This is a genomic window from Streptomyces sp. NPDC037290 (assembly GCF_055603245.1).
The window spans coordinates 635,431-650,763 of record NZ_JBVJVZ010000002.1 but is presented as its reverse complement, the minus strand read 5'-3'; the positions used below and the strand labels follow the sequence as shown (position 1 = coordinate 650,763).

The 15,333-nt window shown below is 70.6% G+C and carries 17 protein-coding genes and 1 pseudogene; 12 read left to right on the top strand and 6 right to left on the bottom strand.

Annotated elements, in window-relative coordinates:
- The first annotated feature begins 39 nt into the window (after positions 1-39).
- The 4 genes and pseudogenes from ACZ7HQ_RS08620 (at position 40) to ACZ7HQ_RS08605 (ending at position 3,400) form a co-directional block, all read left to right on the top strand.
- Positions 40-1,086, top strand: coding sequence for a zinc-binding dehydrogenase (locus ACZ7HQ_RS08620; RefSeq protein ID WP_470986507.1), 1,047 nt, complete (start codon positions 40-42; stop codon positions 1,084-1,086).
- 108 nt (positions 1,087-1,194) lie between these two features.
- On the top strand, positions 1,195-1,956 hold the full coding sequence (locus tag ACZ7HQ_RS08615; RefSeq protein ID WP_470986506.1) for a TetR/AcrR family transcriptional regulator: 762 nt from the start codon (positions 1,195-1,197) through the stop codon (positions 1,954-1,956).
- Positions 1,957-2,310: 354 nt separating this feature from the next.
- Positions 2,311-2,535, top strand: a pseudogene (locus tag ACZ7HQ_RS08610) (acetoacetate--CoA ligase); the annotation flags it as partial.
- 160 nt (positions 2,536-2,695) lie between these two features.
- Positions 2,696-3,400, top strand: a complete 705-nt coding sequence (locus tag ACZ7HQ_RS08605) for a hypothetical protein (RefSeq protein ID WP_470986505.1) — start codon at positions 2,696-2,698, stop codon at positions 3,398-3,400.
- A gap of 325 nt (positions 3,401-3,725) precedes the next feature.
- Here the strand turns inward: ACZ7HQ_RS08605 and ACZ7HQ_RS08600 are convergent, their stop codons facing one another.
- Complete coding sequence (locus ACZ7HQ_RS08600) at positions 3,726-4,595, bottom strand: trypsin-like serine peptidase (RefSeq protein WP_470986503.1); 870 nt, start codon at positions 4,593-4,595, stop codon at positions 3,726-3,728.
- A gap of 256 nt (positions 4,596-4,851) precedes the next feature.
- Here ACZ7HQ_RS08600 and ACZ7HQ_RS08595 point away from each other — a divergent pair, with 256 nt between their 5' ends.
- The 6 genes from ACZ7HQ_RS08595 to ACZ7HQ_RS08570 are packed head-to-tail and all read left to right on the top strand — an operon-like array spanning position 4,852 to position 8,431.
- Positions 4,852-5,340: a Fur family transcriptional regulator gene (locus ACZ7HQ_RS08595; RefSeq protein ID WP_470986501.1), complete on the top strand. Its 489-nt coding sequence runs from the start codon at positions 4,852-4,854 to the stop codon at positions 5,338-5,340.
- Positions 5,328-5,561: a hypothetical protein gene (locus tag ACZ7HQ_RS08590; RefSeq protein WP_470986499.1), complete on the top strand. Its 234-nt coding sequence runs from the start codon at positions 5,328-5,330 to the stop codon at positions 5,559-5,561. The genes ACZ7HQ_RS08595 and ACZ7HQ_RS08590 overlap by 13 nt, the downstream gene beginning before the upstream one ends.
- 9 nt (positions 5,562-5,570) lie before the next feature.
- Positions 5,571-6,620, top strand: coding sequence for a CobW family GTP-binding protein (locus ACZ7HQ_RS08585; protein ID WP_470986497.1), 1,050 nt, complete (start codon positions 5,571-5,573; stop codon positions 6,618-6,620).
- Positions 6,617-7,642 (top strand): WD40 repeat domain-containing protein, encoded by a 1,026-nt coding sequence (locus ACZ7HQ_RS08580; RefSeq protein ID WP_470986495.1) that lies wholly within the window; start codon positions 6,617-6,619, stop codon positions 7,640-7,642. Before ACZ7HQ_RS08585 ends, ACZ7HQ_RS08580 begins: the two co-directional genes overlap by 4 nt.
- The gene (locus ACZ7HQ_RS08575) at positions 7,639-8,076 is read left to right on the top strand and encodes a (2Fe-2S) ferredoxin domain-containing protein (protein ID WP_470986494.1); all 438 of its coding nucleotides are present in this window, start codon (positions 7,639-7,641) and stop codon (positions 8,074-8,076) included. Before ACZ7HQ_RS08580 ends, ACZ7HQ_RS08575 begins: the two co-directional genes overlap by 4 nt.
- Positions 8,063-8,431, top strand: a complete 369-nt coding sequence (locus ACZ7HQ_RS08570; protein ID WP_470986492.1) for an ArsR/SmtB family transcription factor — start codon at positions 8,063-8,065, stop codon at positions 8,429-8,431. Before ACZ7HQ_RS08575 ends, ACZ7HQ_RS08570 begins: the two co-directional genes overlap by 14 nt.
- On the opposite strand, the gene ACZ7HQ_RS08565 is transcribed toward ACZ7HQ_RS08570, so the two are convergent.
- Complete coding sequence (locus ACZ7HQ_RS08565) at positions 8,424-8,606, bottom strand: hypothetical protein (RefSeq protein WP_470986491.1); 183 nt, start codon at positions 8,604-8,606, stop codon at positions 8,424-8,426. The two genes, ACZ7HQ_RS08570 and ACZ7HQ_RS08565, sit on opposite strands and share 8 nt — an antisense overlap.
- A gap of 362 nt (positions 8,607-8,968) precedes the next feature.
- On the opposite strand from ACZ7HQ_RS08565, the gene ACZ7HQ_RS08560 reads away from it, so the two are divergent.
- Both ACZ7HQ_RS08560 and ACZ7HQ_RS08555 read left to right on the top strand, forming a co-directional pair.
- A complete protein-coding gene (locus ACZ7HQ_RS08560) occupies positions 8,969-9,928 on the top strand; it encodes an ATP-binding protein (RefSeq protein WP_470986489.1) in 960 nt (319 codons plus the stop codon).
- A 41-nt stretch (positions 9,929-9,969) separates the two neighbouring features.
- On the top strand, positions 9,970-10,362 hold the full coding sequence (locus tag ACZ7HQ_RS08555; RefSeq protein ID WP_470986488.1) for an SCO5389 family protein: 393 nt from the start codon (positions 9,970-9,972) through the stop codon (positions 10,360-10,362).
- A 13-nt stretch (positions 10,363-10,375) separates the two neighbouring features.
- Here ACZ7HQ_RS08555 and ACZ7HQ_RS08550 read toward each other — a convergent pair whose 3' ends face one another.
- From ACZ7HQ_RS08550 to ACZ7HQ_RS08535, 4 genes are all read right to left on the bottom strand, one after another.
- Positions 10,376-11,140 (bottom strand): class I SAM-dependent methyltransferase, encoded by a 765-nt coding sequence (locus ACZ7HQ_RS08550; protein ID WP_470986486.1) that lies wholly within the window; start codon positions 11,138-11,140, stop codon positions 10,376-10,378.
- Positions 11,141-11,231: 91 nt separating this feature from the next.
- Positions 11,232-12,440, bottom strand: a complete 1,209-nt coding sequence (locus tag ACZ7HQ_RS08545; protein WP_470986485.1) for an aminotransferase class V-fold PLP-dependent enzyme — start codon at positions 12,438-12,440, stop codon at positions 11,232-11,234.
- Positions 12,441-12,446: 6 nt separating this feature from the next.
- Entirely contained in the window at positions 12,447-13,766 is a 1,320-nt protein-coding gene (locus ACZ7HQ_RS08540) for a pyridoxal-phosphate dependent enzyme (protein WP_470986483.1), read from the bottom strand.
- A complete protein-coding gene (locus tag ACZ7HQ_RS08535) occupies positions 13,763-15,250 on the bottom strand; it encodes a Y4yA family PLP-dependent enzyme (RefSeq protein WP_470986482.1) in 1,488 nt (495 codons plus the stop codon). Before ACZ7HQ_RS08535 ends, ACZ7HQ_RS08540 begins: the two co-directional genes overlap by 4 nt.
- Between the last annotated feature and the right edge of the window lie 83 nt (positions 15,251-15,333).

Here is a 15,333-nt window from a genome sequence, read left to right as displayed (position 1 = left end):
GAACCACCGGGCCATGCCGCTCACAGAAAGCAGATCACCATGGACACCATGCTCGCCGGACGCTTCCACCTGGACAGCAAGAAGTTCGCCGTGGAAGAGGTCCCGATCCCCGTGCCGGGCCCGGGCGAGGTCCTCATCGAGGTCAAGGCCGCCGGCGTCTGCCTCTCCGACGTGCACCTGCTCGACGGCTCCCTCGTCCCGCTGTTCGCCACCTCCGACACCATCACCGTCGGCCACGAGGTCTCCGGGGTGATTCACACGCGCGGCCCCGGCCTCAAGCGCGGCCTGCCCGTCGGCGCCCGCGTCACCCTGGAGGCCGGCAAGACCTGCGGCACGTGCGCCGGATGCGTGCGCCACCGCCCCTGCACCCAGATGCTCACCGCCGGCATCGACTACGACGGCGGCTGGGCCGAGTACGTCATCGCCCGCGAGGACACCCTCATCCCCATCCCCGACAGCCTCCCCTTCGACCAGGCCGCGATCATCCCCGACGCGGTCTCCACCCCCTACGCCGCCGTCGTCGCCACCGCGGGCGTCCGTGCCGCCCAGTCCGTCGGCGTCTGGGGAGTCGGCGGAGTCGGCGCGCACAACGTACGCCTCGCCCGCCTGGTCGGCGCCGCCCCGATCATCGCCGTCGACCCGCTGCCCAGCGCCCGCGAGCGCGCCCTGGCCTTCGGTGCGGACCTCGCGCTCGACCCGGCAGCCCCCGACTTCGCCGACCAGGTCCGCGCAGCCACCGGCGGACGCGGCCTCGACTTCGCCTTCGACTGCGCCGGCGTACCCGCCGTCCGCGATCAGGCAGCCTCCGTGCTCGGCCTGGGCGGCTCCCTGATCCTGGTGGGCATCACGCCCAGGCCACTGACCATCACCGAGGGCCTGACCTTCAACTACCTGCAGAAGCAGGTGCGCGGCCACTACGGCGGCTTCCCCGAGTCCGTCTCCGAGCTGGTGCAGCTGACCGCGGCCGGACGGCTCGACCTGGCCCCCTCCATCACCGACCACATCCCGCTCGTCGAGGCCGCCGACGCCGTCCACCGACTGGAGAACAAGATCGGCGACCCGATCCGCCTCATCCTCGTCCCCTGACGCCCGTCAGCAGGACGACAAGCCACCCTGGGCAGGGGTGAGTGGGCGCCGGTGCGTGAGGGAGCACCGGCGCCCACGGCTTTCCGGCAATCGTGGAGAGAAAGAACCATGCAGACGACCGACACCCCGGGCCGTACTGTGCAGCGCAAGGATGCTCACTCCAACCGCCGACGCATCCTCGCGACCGCCCGACGGATACTGCGGGAGGACCCGGACGCGAGTCTCGACAGCATCTCTCAGGCGGCCGGCGTCGCCCGGCGCACCCTCTACGGACACTTCCCCAGCCGGCATGCGCTGATCGCCGGCCTGACACAGGAAGCGGGCCGTGAACTCCGGCAGGCGCTTGCCGGGGCCCGCACAGGTGATGCCGACCCGGTCGAGGCGATGACACGGATGGTGCTGGCGGCATGGACGGTGGGCGACCACTACCGCATGCTCATCGCCTTGGGACGGCGCCATCCGGGAGAGGACGAGATCCGCACCACCCTGGCACCGGCCCGCGCGGAGGCCGTCGCAACCCTGCGGCGAGGTCAGCGCGAAGGCGTCTTCGCGGATCACCTTCCCGCATCTGTCCTCGCCGAAGCGCTGGAGGCACTGATGCTGGCCCTCGCCGAGGAGAACGCCGCATGCCGGTGGCCGGACCCCACTGGTGAGGCCGCGGCAACCGCGTTCCTCGTCGCCGCCGGCGTAGCACCACAGACCGCATCACTCCGGGTTCGAGCCGTGTTGCATGACCAAGTCGTCGCCCCGGTCGGGACGGCTGCACCGACTCCTGTGGCAGGACCCGGGCGCGGGCGACCGCTGGGCCAAGGAGTACGGCCCCGGCGCGTTCGCCAAGGACCTGACCGACAACCTCCAGATCCCGGCTGAGCTGGCCGAACAGACGGCCGGCCGCGTGGGCCGTCCCTGGGTTTCTGGGGGGCGTTCGACCCGGTCTGCCCCGTCGACTGCGGCGAGAAGATGGCGGCTTCCGTGCGCGCCACCCGCTTTCTGAGGCTGGACAGCAGCCACTGGACGCCCATCCAGAAGCCGGCCGAGGCCGCCGCCGCCCTCGAGGAGCACTGGAGCAGCTCTCGGGGGTGAGTGGCGCGCCCACCGACAGCGCCCGTGGGTGCACCCCGGCCGGCGCCGGCCCCATGCCGCCCGACACCCGTCTTTGGCACCAGCCCCCAGTACCTGCCGGCCATGGCCAATCTCGGCATCGACCCCGCCGTGCACGACCTGTCGGTCCGCGTCATCGGCCGCTCCGACGCCACCCTCAACCGCAACGGCGTGCGCCTGGGCAGCGCCGACATCCACGACATCGTCGAACACCTCCCTGAGATCGCCGAGGCCCTCGTCATCGGCGCGGAGGAATCCGACGGCGGCTACTGGATGCCGCTCTTCGTCGTCCTCGCCGACGGGGTCGACGAGATCCTCGCCGTACCGGCCATCCCGCACACGAAGACATACGCAAGGGCGACGGGCTGACGAAACTCCTCCCCGCGGCGACATGCGCGGCTTTGGTCGCCTGGTATCTCGTACTCCTCGCCGGCCTCTGACCCGTTCCGGGCGCCGACGGCCACTCGTCCTGTTAGCGGGCCCACGGCGGGGCTGGCAGACTGAATCTGTGGTTCCGCTGACGGTCGCGGCGGATCAGGTCGCGTCCTCATCGCTTACCGGCGCCAGTGTGGTATCAGTCTGCGCACTGCTCTTCACCGTCGCGTCGTTCTGGTGGCTCAACGCCCGACAGGGACGCCTGCAGGCGTGGGAACCTCATTCCTTCGCGGCGATCGTCCACGGTTCCACGGCACGCCTACGACTGCCGCTCGTCCTGCACAACACCGGTCCCAAACCGATCGTCGTGCAGGACCTCATCCTGACCTTCCCTGATGAGCCCGCCTCTCATCTGCCACTCCTGTGGGTGTCCTCCCCGTCCCGGCTCCAGCCGGGGCCGGACGAGGAGGCGAAGCTACCGGCGGGGTTCGTCGTGCCCGGCAGAGAAGCGCAACAGCTCTTCCTCGAGTTCGAGGCACCGTTTTCCGGATTCCTCCCGGAGGCCCGTGACTACAAGGCCCAGATACAGGTGCGGGTCGGCCACCGCAAGGGTTGGCGCCCCCTGCTGACGTTCAGCTTGAGGGCCGCCAACATCATCGATCCAGATCGCTACACCGTTTACACCAACGCACCGCTCGAGCTGACGAAGGAAGACCGGAAGAGAGCGGATGCCGCGCTCGTCGAACTGCTGGAAGAGCACGGAGACGACTTCCCTCCGGGCGGCAGGAGACAGGGAGACCCTCCGAGTGACGAAGGTGACGCCGACACGAGCCGCTGACATCGCCGTCCGTCCCCTGACGTGGACAGCGGTGACACCGGCCCCGCCGGGCCACCACAGCCACCGCACCGGTCACTCGCGCCGGTCGACGCGACCGGCCGCCGCGAGGTCGCGCGTAGTGTCCGTGATCATGTCCGCCTGGCCGCCGGTCATGGATCTCATGAGTCTGACCCCCGGTCCGGGAGGGCACTGCACAACCGTCCCATCGATCCCGTCACAACGGCGCGACTCGATCAACGCCGGATGGCTTCGAACAACCGACGCTCAACCTGGCCCGAACGGCCTGACAACAAGTCGACATGAGCTGGGTGCGGATGAACCGGGCTCAGTCCTCGTCCTGGGCGCGTCGGTAGAGCTTGGCGATGTCGTCGTCGAAGTACACGGCGTAGGAGACATCGTCCTGGTCGCCGCCGCCCTCGTGGCCGCCCAGGACGCCGATGACGGTGCCGGTGTGGCTCTTGGGGTCGTAGTCGGCGAGCCAGGGGCTGCCGCTGGTCCCGTCCTCGAGATCGGCGCACTGGATGCGCAGCTGGGTGTCGCTGAACTTCGTGGTGCGGTTCTGGCATGAGATCGGGGTGTCCCGGCTGGTGGGATAGCCGGTGATCTTGACCTTGTTGCCGAAGCCGCGGTTCATGCCGAGGGTGTTGCCGCCCAGGACGTCCTGGATGTTCTTGCCGTCCTTTTGGTCGAGGACGAGGAAGGCGACGTCGAGGTCCTCGTCCTGCGACTTGGCCCAGCGGTCGTCGACGACCACCTTGCTGACCTTCCACAGGCCGGTGGGTTCGTCGCCGTTGCGGTAGCCGGGGACGAAGACCAGGTCGTTCCGTGGCTGTCCGGCGTCGGCGTCGAAGGCGCAGTGGGCCGCGGTGATCAGCATGTTCCGGCCCGGACTTCGCACCACGCTCGCCGTGCAGAAGTGGGCGCCCTGGTCGTCCTTTTCGAAGACCGCGCCGATCCGGGCGTTCTCCTCGGTCCTGCGAGGGGTGTACGCGGTGCCGTCCTTGGCCGGGGCCGTCGCGGAGAGGGGCTGGTCCTGGTCCTGCGGGGACTGGCCCAGCTCGCCGGACTTGCCGAAACCGCTGCGCCCGCTGCTTGTGGCCGTATGAGTTTGCCACGCGGCGTCGCCCACCACTGCGGCTGTCCCGACGATGACCAGCGTCAGGGGCAGGACGGCATTCCTGGCTAGCGAGCGCACAAGGTCATTATCGACGCGGGCCGGGAGTCCGGCAGGTGCTCCACGGGGAGGTTCCCGTCACATTCCACCGTCCCCAAGGCACCGGCCTGACAGCCCACACCCACAAGGACCTGCCGTCCGACCGCCGCGGCAGCACTGCCGAGCCAGGCGTCGCCAACCAAGCCGCACATGACTGGTCGTTCATATGGACATGGATTTCATTTCCATCTACGGTGGGGCATGCCAACCCGGCACGAGCCACAGGGGGTGATGCGCCATGGGCGGCCGGACGACCCGACAACGCAAGGCGGTCACGCGGGCACTCGCGGGCTGCCAGGACTTCGTGTCGGCCCAGGAGTTGTACGCCCTTCTGGTGGCCGGCGACCACGCGATCGGCCTGACCACCGTCTACCGCGCCCTGCGCGAGCTGGAGGCGGACGGTGGTGTGGACGTCGTACGCGACGGCGGGCGGCTGTACCGGCTGCGCCCGGCCGACGGGCACCGCCACTACCTGATGTGCCGTGACTGCGGCCGCAGCCGGCCGGTGGACTCCGAGGTTGTGGAGGAGTGGGCGGGCCGGATCGCCGCCGCGACCGGTTTCACCGCGGTGGAGCACACCGTCGAACTCACCGGCGTCTGCGCCGGCTGTCTGCCCCACACCGACGGAGGCCGGCCGTCCGGGGACGCAGAGGGAGGAGAGGAACAGCCATGCCACTGGGATCGCGGCCCGGGCCTCCGGGACCCAGTCCGCAGGTGCGCGAGCTGAAGGAGACCGTGCGTGCCCTGCTCGGTCTCGACGACGACACCGCCGTCCTGATCCGCCAGCTCGCCTGCACCGAACCGGGCTGCCCGCCGCTGGAGACCGTCGTCGTCGTGCTGCCGATGGAGGGCGACGCCCGCCGCTGGACGCTGCACCGACCCGCCGACCAGATCACCGAGGACGACCTGCGGGCCGCCCTCCTCGCCACACCTGAACAGCACGACTAGGAGACCGACTTGACCACCCTCGAACCCGGCGAGCCGCGCGACGTGGGAGCACCCCCGAACGAAGTCTGGGGGAGGGTGCCCGTCACCGTTCTGACCGGCTTTCTCGGCTCCGGCAAGACCACCCTCCTCAACCGCATCCTCACCGAGAACCACGGCATGAGGATCGCGGTCATCGAGAACGAGTTCGGCGAGGTCGGCGTCGACGACGCCCTCGTCCTCGACGCCGAGGAAGAGATCTTCGAGATGAACAACGGCTGCATCTGCTGCACCGTGCGCGGAGATCTCATCCGCATCCTGGGTGCGCTCATGCGGCGCCGCGAGAAGTTCGACCACATCCTCATCGAGACCACCGGACTGGCCGACCCCGCGCCCGTCGCGCAGACCTTCTTCATGGACGACGAGATCGCCGCCCAGCTGCGGCTGGACGCCATCGTCACCCTCGTCGACGCCGCCCACGTGCTCCAGCACCTGGACGAGGTCAAGCCGGAGGGCGTGGAGAACGAGGCCGTCGAGCAGATCGCCTTCGCCGACCGCGTCGTCCTCAACAAGACCGACCTGGCCGACGAGGAGACCATCGGACAGGTCGTGCGCCGCATCCGGGCCATCAACGGCGGAGTGCGGATCATCCCCGCACAGCACGCACGCATCAATCTCCACGAAGTCCTGGACGTGGGCGCGTTCGACCTGGAGCGGGTGCTCGCCGACGACCCCGCCTTCCTCACCGAGACCGAGCACCAGCACGACACCACGGTCACCTCGGTCGGCATCGAGCTGACCGGAGAGCTGGACGAGGACCGGCTCAACGCCTGGCTCGGCCGGTTGCTGCGCACCAAGGGCGTCGACCTCTTCCGTTCAAAGGGCATCCTCGCCATCGCCGGAGCACCCAAGCAGTACGTCTTCCAGGGCGTGCACATGCTGCTGGACGGCACCTTCGGACGCGACTGGAGGGAGGACGAACCCCGCACGAACAAGCTGGTGTTCATCGGCCGCGACCTCGACCGCGAGGCCCTCGAACGCGGTTTCGCCGACTGCCTGGCCACGGCGGGAGCGGCCGCGTGAGTACGACGGCGCAGTCCCCGCTCGCCTGGGAGGCCTGCGTCGACGACGCACCCGTCGCGCTCAGTGCACGGGGTGATCTGGTCGCCGTCGCGGGGGCCGAGGGGTCGGTGAAGGTTCTCGACGCGGCGATGGGCGCCGAGATCGGGGCGTTCGACCTTCCCGGAGGCGCACTCGCGGTCGCGCTCTCCCCGGATGCCGGGCACGTGGTGGCGACCGGCCCCCTGGGGTACGCACTGTGGCGCCGCTCCGACGGGCGTACGACGGTGCGGGAGTCCGGTGCCTGGTCGGCCGCCGCCGCCTGGGCCGACGGCACCCGGGTCGCGGTCGCCTCCGGCCGCCGCGCGTTCGTACTCGACACGGACGGAGGCGAGTTGTGGCGCACGGAACCCGCCGCGTCCACCGCCACCGACCTCGCCTGGATGCGGCAGGGGCGGCGCCTGGCCGTGGCGGCGTACGGCGCCGTGCGCTGCCACGAGCGGCACACCGAGAAGCCGGTCGCCACCTACCCCTACGTCGGTTCCCACCTCGCACTCGCCGTCGCACCCACCGGCAGGTGGATCTGCAGCGGCAACCAGGACGCCTCCATCCATATCTGGCGTGCCCGCGACGGCGGCGAACTCACCATGTCCGGCTACCCGGAGAAGGTCTCCCGCCTCGCCTTCGACGACACCGGCTTCTGGCTGGCCGCCGACGGCGCACCCGACGTGACGGTGTGGGACTTCTCCGGCAAGGGCCCGGAGGGCACGGCGCCGCGCTCCCTGCGCTGCCATGAGACGGTCACCGCGCTCGCCTGGCGGCCGGGCGCGGCCGGGCACCTCGCCAGCGGCGGCGCCGACGGCACCGTAGCCCTGTGGCACGCCACGGCCGGGCGGCCGCAGGCACGCCTGCGCCCGGCGCGCGAACTGGACGGCACCGGCGAGGCGGTCGCCGCACTGGCCTGGCCAGGCCAGCACCTGCTGGCCGTCGCCTGGCGGGACGGCCGGATCCGGACGTACGGCGTCCCGTCCCGGACCGCGCTGTGAACCGCTCCGTGATCCGGGCGGCCGCTCCCCGCCCCTGCACCCTCGTCGTGTGCCGGGGCTGCTGCTGCGGCAACCCCCGCAAGCTCCCCCATTCTCGGCTTCGCTCGACCGGGGGGACACCCATCGGCACCGACCACGCCTGGCAACTGGAGCGCCTGCGTGCCGGCGCGGCACAGTACGGCTTCCAGCTCCGTACGACGGACTGCCTCGGCCCCTGCGACCAGGCCAACGTCATCGTCGTCCAGCCCTCCACCGCCGGGCGCCGGGCCGGGGCCCGCGCAGTCTGGGTCGGCTTCGCCATGGAGGACGACAGCACCGACGACCTGCTGCGCTGGGCAGCGCAGGGCGGACCCGGCATCGCCGAACCGCCCGCCGCCCTGGCTCTCCAGTTCATCCGCCCACCGCGCGAGGCCCGCGCTCGTGCATGCCGATGACATCGAGCCGGGCGGCTGCGACGTCCTCGCGGCCGCCCGGCTCGACGAGGCCACCGCCGCCTCCGTCGCCACGACGCTCCAGGCCCTGGCCACGCCGTCCCGCCTGCTGATCCTCACCGCCCTGCGGCAGCGCCCGTATCCGGTGGGCGAACTCGCCTGCGCCGTCGGCATGGAACAGTCCGCCGTCTCCCATCAACTGCGCCTGCTGCGTGCCCTCGGCCTGGTCACCGGGCGCCGCGACGGCCGGCGCATCGTCTACAGCCTCTACGACGACCACGTCGCCCAACTCCTCGACCAGGCCGTCCACCACATCGAGCACCTCCGCCTCGGCGTGCGCGACCAGCCCGTCAGTTGAGGTGGGCGATCCGCTGGGGCGCCGGGGCCGCGCGGAGCCGGTCGGGCAGTGTGCCGTCGTCGGGCATCCCGGCCCGCAGCCACGCCCCCACCGCCTCGGCGTCGGCTTCCGTCACCAGCGGGCCGAGGCGTACGACGACACCACTGGGCCTGCGGTCGACTCCGCACGGCTGCACGGCGGCATGCAGCCCCCGGCCGCTCCGACAGTGCAGCACCATTCCAAGACAACCGGTGGAAACCATGACTCCTTGAGGGCAGCCCCGAACCGCGCGGCGCAGCCCGCTCATCACCTGCCCGGTCGGGGCGGCACGACAGGAGCCGCAAACGACCAGGGTGAAAGGGCGGCCCCCATGGCCGCCTGCGGCATCGCTCATCGCTACATCTCCTCCGTATGGGTCAAAGGCATGCCCTGTTTGCGCCACGGATGACACAACTCGCTTCTGCGGCTGGGCAGTTGGGTATGCGAGCGATTTGACATCGACCCGCCACACCCCCAGCCTATGCTCATGACATCCATTTTCAATAGGAGTGGTTAGCCGTGCGTGTTGCCTTCGTGGGCAAGGGTGGCAGCGGCAAGACGACGCTGTCCGCTCTCTTCTCCCGTCACCTGGCGCGCTCGGGTGCGCCGGTCGTCGCCATCGACGGCGACATCAATCAACACCTGGCATACAGCCTCGGCCTCGACGAGGGCGAGCTCTTCGCCGCTCCCCCGCTCAGCGCACGCACCGGCGAGATCAAGGACTATCTGCGGGGCACCAATCCGCGCATCCCGTCCCGCGACGCCATGGTCAAGACAACCCCACCCGGACGCGGCTCCAGACTTCTGCGCCTGCTCGGTGACGACGAGATCCACCACCACCACGTGCAGGAGGTCGGCGGCGTCCCGCTCATGGTCACCGGCGCCTTCGAGGAGAGCGACCTCGGAGTGGCCTGCTACCACTCCAAGCTGGGCGCGGTCGAGTTGTACCTCAACCATCTCGTGGACGGCCCCGGCGAGTACGTCGTCGTCGACATGACCGCTGGCGCCGACGCCTTCGCCTCCGGTCTGTTCACCCGCTTCGACATGACGTTCCTGGTCGTCGAACCGACCCGCAAGAGCGTCTCCGTCTACCGCCAGTACCGAGACCACGCAGCCGAGTTCGGTATCCCGGTCGCCGTCGTCGGCAACAAGGTCACCGGCGACGACGACCTCGGCTTCCTTCACAGCCACGTGGGCGACGGCCTCATCGCCCACTGCGAGCAGTCCTCGTACGTCCGCGCCCAGGAACAGGGCCGCGGTCACGGCGAGCTGGAGCCGCACAACACCCGCACCCTGGACCTGCTGCGCGCGGCTGTGGACGCCCGCACCAAGGACTGGGCGTCCTTCCAGAAGCACGCCGTGGAGTTCCACCTGCGCAACGCCACCGCCTGGGCCAACGAGGCCACCGGCCAGGACCTCAACACCCAGGTCGACCCGGACTTCCAGCACGGTCCCGCGGCACTGGCCGCCCCCGCCTGATCCCCCACCGACCCAAGAACCAGAGAACAGGACAGCCCTTCATGTCACTCGACGTCTCCCCGCAGCTGCTCGCCGAAGCCGAGAACGGCGAGGTGCGAGAGGAGGACTTCGTGGAAACGGTACGCACGTCCCTGCCGTACGCCTACGACCTCATCGCCCGCCTGGCCCGCGACCTGCGCTGCGGCACCGCGGAGTTCGCGGACAACCAGACACCGCCGCCCTCCGAGAAGGAACGCGGCCAGCTGCTCCGCGCCCTGTCCAGCGACGCCATCCGCGGCAGCCTGGAACGGCACTTCGGTATCGCCCTCGCCTTCCAGAACTGCCACCGCGTCGCCGCCTTCCGCCCCGAGGCGCGCGGCGGAGACACCCACACCCGCTTCACCTCGCTCCGGGCACAGATCCTCAACCAGTCACCGGAGTTCCGCGACTGCTGAGCCACGCGCAAGGTCAGCGGATCGCGACGACGACGCAGCTGTCGCCGTACTGCCAGACGGCGCCGGCCCGCCCGAACCCCGCCTGCCGCAGCAGGCGGATGTGGTCCGACAGGGACAGGCGGGCGGCGCTGTCGGTGCCGGTGACCGGCTGCCGCCGGCCACGCTCGGCGAGCAGGTCGGCCAGCTCGGCGTCCTCGGCGACGGCCGTCCACCAGGAAGCCCAGTCCTCCTGGGCGGAGGCCCGCTGCCGCTCGGCCCGACGCCGCCCCACGTACCCCGCCACCCCGGCGAGCACGGCGTCATTCTGCGGGAAGTGGTCACCGTTGACGAGGACGCCCCCCGGCCGCAGCAGCGCGGCGAGTTCCCGGTAGACGCGGCGCAGCGTGTTCGGGTCCAGGTAGTGCAGGGCGGTCGTCGAAACGGCCGCGTCCAGGGGGCGGTCGAGGGCCAGGGCCTGCGTCCAGCCGTCCTCGCCGATCACCGTGTCGACGTAGCGGGCCACGTCCGCGTGATGGGTACGGGCCAGCTCCAGCAGCAGGGGGTCCTGGTCCGCGGCCACGATGTCCGCGTGCGGCAGCCTGCGGGCCAGGCGGGCCGCAAGCGATCCGGGGCCGCAGCCGAGGTCGACGACCAGGGGCCGGTCCGTGCGGCCCACGGTGATGTGCTCGACGACGTCGGCGATCACGGTGAAGCGGTCTTCACGGTCGACGGCGTAGCGCTGCTGCTGGAGTTCCCAGCGTTCCACCCACTTCTCGGCCGTCGCCAGGCTGAGTCCCATCCGGTCGTTCCACCTTGCCGTCTCGCGCTGCGATTCCTCCCCTCCGACCCTACATGGAAACGGTTTCCATTACCTTTCGGCGGGCGTCCTGTCACCCGAGAGTGGCAAGGACGCACAGCAGCCGGTCGATCTCCTCGACGGTGTTGTAGACGTGCAGGCTCACCCTCACCGACTCGTGCTCCTCCCCCGCGCTGCCCTGACAGTGGTGGTCGCAGCGGACCATGAAGCCGTGGCTGAAGAGGATGAACCCCAGGTCGCCGGAGCCGATCTCACGGTGCCGGAAAGTGACGATGCCCTGGCGCCGCTGGACGGGTGAGTCGGCGGCCAGGCTGGTCTGGCAGCCGAGGACCTCGTAGGCGTCCAGGCGGCGCAGCTCGTCGGTGAGACGGGACGCCAGGGCGACCGTCCACCGTTCGATCCGGTCCGTACCGGCGTCCTGGAGCCAGTCCAGGGCGGCGGCCAGGGAGACGATTCCGACGGTGTTGGGAGTGCCCGACCAGCCGCCGGGCACGAACTGCGGGCCGCGCTCCTGGCGGGCCCAGACGGCCCCCGAGCCAGGCAGGGCCAGGGCCTTGTGCCCGGAGAAGACGACGAAGTCGACGTCCAGGCCGGCCACGGACACCGGCAGATGGCCGATGCCCTGGGCGGCGTCCAGGCAGATCACCGCGTCCGGGCCGACCGCCTCCCGGATGCGGTGGATGTTCATGTCGCCGCCGTAGACGTGGTGGACGTGGGTGACGGCGACGAACCTGGTGTGCGGCCCGGCGAGGTGAGCGAGGGCGTTGTGGTCGTAGTCGCCGGATGCCCGCTGGTAGGGCATCGGCACGATGCGGACGTGCGTGCCCTGGCGGGCCAGCTGCCGCTGGGTCTCCAGCCAGGGCTCGATGTTGGCCTGGTGATCGGCGACGGGCACGACGACCTCGTCGCCGTCCGAGAGGAGCCCGGGGAGCCAGTCGCGGGCGATCGTGCGCAGCCCTTCCGTGGTGCCGCTGGTGAAGTGCACGGCCGACTGTTGCGGAGCCGGGTCGCCCAGGAAGCGACGGATCCGGTCACGCGTCTGCTCGACCAAGGCCGTGGTGCGGTTGGCCCATGGGTACGTGCCGCGTCCGGCGTTGGCGTTGGTCGTGGTGAGGTACGTCTGCACGGCGTCGAGGACCGCCCGGGGCTTCTGGGAGGTGGCCGCGCTGTCGAGGTACGCCAGGTCCGGGTGCCCGGTGACGATCGGGAACTGGACGCGCAGTGCACGCTGCCACTCCCTCAACTCCTCGATGACGGCCGCGTTGTCGGCACACGTCGTCATGGGTGGTCAGTCTCGTACCAGAGGGGCGCCCGCGTCGCGCCAGGCGATGATGCCACCGGCCAGGCTGCGTACGTCCGGGTGGCCCATCCGCGTCAGCAGCGCGGCGTAGCGGGCCGACTTCTCGCCGACCGGGCAGGCCAGCAGGACCGGACGACTGCGGCTGAAGGGCAGGCCGCCGTGCAGCAGCTCCTCGAACAGCTCGTCGACGATGTTGACCGAGCCGTCGATGTGCAGGGCGGCGAAGGCGAAGGGGCTGCGCAGGTCGACCACGAGGGGGTTGCCGGTGGCGATCCACGTCTGGGCGTCCGTGACACCGATGGCGGGCGCCGCCTGCACCTCGGCGTCGGTGAGGTCGGCCGGCGAGTTGGCGCGGCGGGGGCGGCCGAACAGGTCGGGGCGGCGCTGCCGTACGTAGCTCAGGTAGCTCTCGACGCGGTCGCAGACGATGAAGACGGCGGTCTGCCGCTCTGTCGCCTCGATGTCGACGGCCTTCAGCGTGCGCACAGCGCCGAAGTAGGCGGCGCCCCCGGTGGGCCCGGCCAGGATCCCGCAGCGGCGGTTCAGGGTCAGCATCCCCTCGATCGCCTGGTCCGAGTTCACCGCCTCGATCGAGTCGTAGGTGCCGGGGTCGAACAGACCCACCTGGTGGGCCTCGTCGATGGTGCGGATGCCGGGGATGAAGTCGGACTTGGCCGCGACCAGCCCGACGACCCGTACGGCGGGTTCGTGTTCCCGCAGCACCCGGGCGACACCCGTGGAGGAACCCGCAGTCCCCACGCAGGCGATGAACCAGTCCGGAGCGCGGCCGTCGAGGTCCTTGACGATCTCCGGTCCGGTGCCGGCGAGGTGGGCCCCGGTGTTGCGCGGGTTGAAGTACTGGTCGGTGTGCAGGTAGGCGCTGCCGGGCTCGGACAGGGCCCGGTGGAAGAGGGTCAGCGGGTCGTCGGTGGCGGTGGGGTCCAGGCACTCGCTCTGTCCCGGCAGCTCCTCGATCTCCGCGCCGAGCAGCAGGAGCAGGTCCTTGATCTCAGGGACACGCATCCGGTTGGTGACGCTCTTGAAGGTCAGTCCGTGCATCCCCGCGAGGACGGCCAGGGCCTTGGCAGTGTTGCCACTGGACAGCTCCACGACCTGGCTGCCACGCGCCGCCGCATCGGCCAGATGCGGACCTGCCATGCTCCAGGCGGCCCGGTCCTTGACCGACCCGAACGGATTGAGCAGCTCCAGCTTGGCGTACAGATCGATGTGCCGCAGACCGTGCACGGCCGGGTCGATACGCACCAGCGGCGTGTTACCGATGGCCTCGGTGATGCTGTCGTACCTCACTGCACTCCCCCCACGTCGTACCCCACCCCACCCATGGATGCAGTCGGCCAGTACTGGTCGTCCAGGCACCAGCGCCACGCGCCGCCCTCCTGCCATACGGCGACCTTGTGCGCGGCCGGCTGCCGCTGGGCGTGCGTGGCGTGGAAGTCCATGCAGTAGCCGGCGGTGTTGGCGAACGCCACCAGGTCGCCCGGTTCGGGCCGGCGCGGCAGGAACACGGTCCGGCGTGTGATCAGATCGCTTTCCAGGCACAGGGTCCCGAAGAGGTGCACGGCGACCGGTCCCGCGCCCGCCCGCGCCGGATCCCTGGGAACGACTACGGGGTCCATGAGCACCCCGTGCTCCTCCAGGGCGATGTCGTCGGCCTTGGCCGCGAGCCGTACGAGAAGCTCGCCGCCGCTCTCCGTCTCACGCACCTCCAGCACCCTGGCCAGGGTCAGCCCGCACTGGTCCAGCAGGGCCCGGCCCGGCTCCACGTGCAGGTCGTACAGGTGCTCCAGCAACAGCGCGGCCAGGGGCCGGCCGCCAAGGGATGAGGCCGGGTGCGCGAGCAGTTCGTCCAGGTAGCGCGGCCCGGCGACCGGGCGGTGGGCCGGGTAGAGGCCGAGGGATCCGCGGAGCGTGCCGCCTTCGTTTCGCAACCCATAGCCGTACCCGCCCCAGGTCAGCGGAGGCCGGGTGCCCAGAACCGCGCCGGTCAGCTCGGTCGTGTACCGCTCCCACTGCTCACCGTCGTCCAGGTAGTCGACGCCGAATCCACCACCGACGTCCACGATCGACGGTCGCAGGCCCCGGCTCCGGCACTCCTCCAGAACCCGCAGGCAGCCCTCCAACGCCGTCGCCTTCTCCGTGACGCTCGTCGTGTCCAGGTGATAGGCCACACCCGTCAACTCGACTTCATCGCCGTATCGTTCGACCGCTTCCAGCAGCCCCTGCCGCTCCTTCAGCGGCGTTCCGAAACGGCTGCGTCGGCTCAGCACCCGCACGCCGGACGCCTCGAACCCCGACAGCCGGAGCAGGACACGACTGCGGGGGAGTGCGAACTTGCCGATGAGCAGGGCGAGTTGATCCAGCTCGTCCCGGCTGTCGACAGCGACGGTGACCGAGCTGCGCGCGGCCAGCCACAGGAACTCCGGGTTCTTCGGGCCGGTGGCCGTGATGCGGTCGGGGGTGAAGCCGGCGCCGAGCGCGTGCTGGAGCTCCCCCAGTGACGAGACGTCCACGCCGGCATCGGTGGCCGCCAACCGCCGCAGCAGGGCACTGGACCCATTGGCCTTGTGAGCGAAGAACACCTGCCCCGGCAGACGACGTCTGCCGTACACCGACCGGAACTGCTGCAGATTGGCGGCGAGCTGTTCGGGCACGACCATGTTCAGCGGAGAGCCGAGAGCGTCGGCGAGGGTGTGCAGCAACTCGCGGGACTCCAGCAGCGAGCGCAGCCCTTCCCCCAACCGTGGTGCGAGATACAAGGGCTGCCCGCCCATACCCGGCCCTCCCCCAGCACGGTCGGGCCCGGCTCTTCCGGGCACGGCCTCCCAGTCCCCGCGGCGCGCCGTAGAGCACCCTT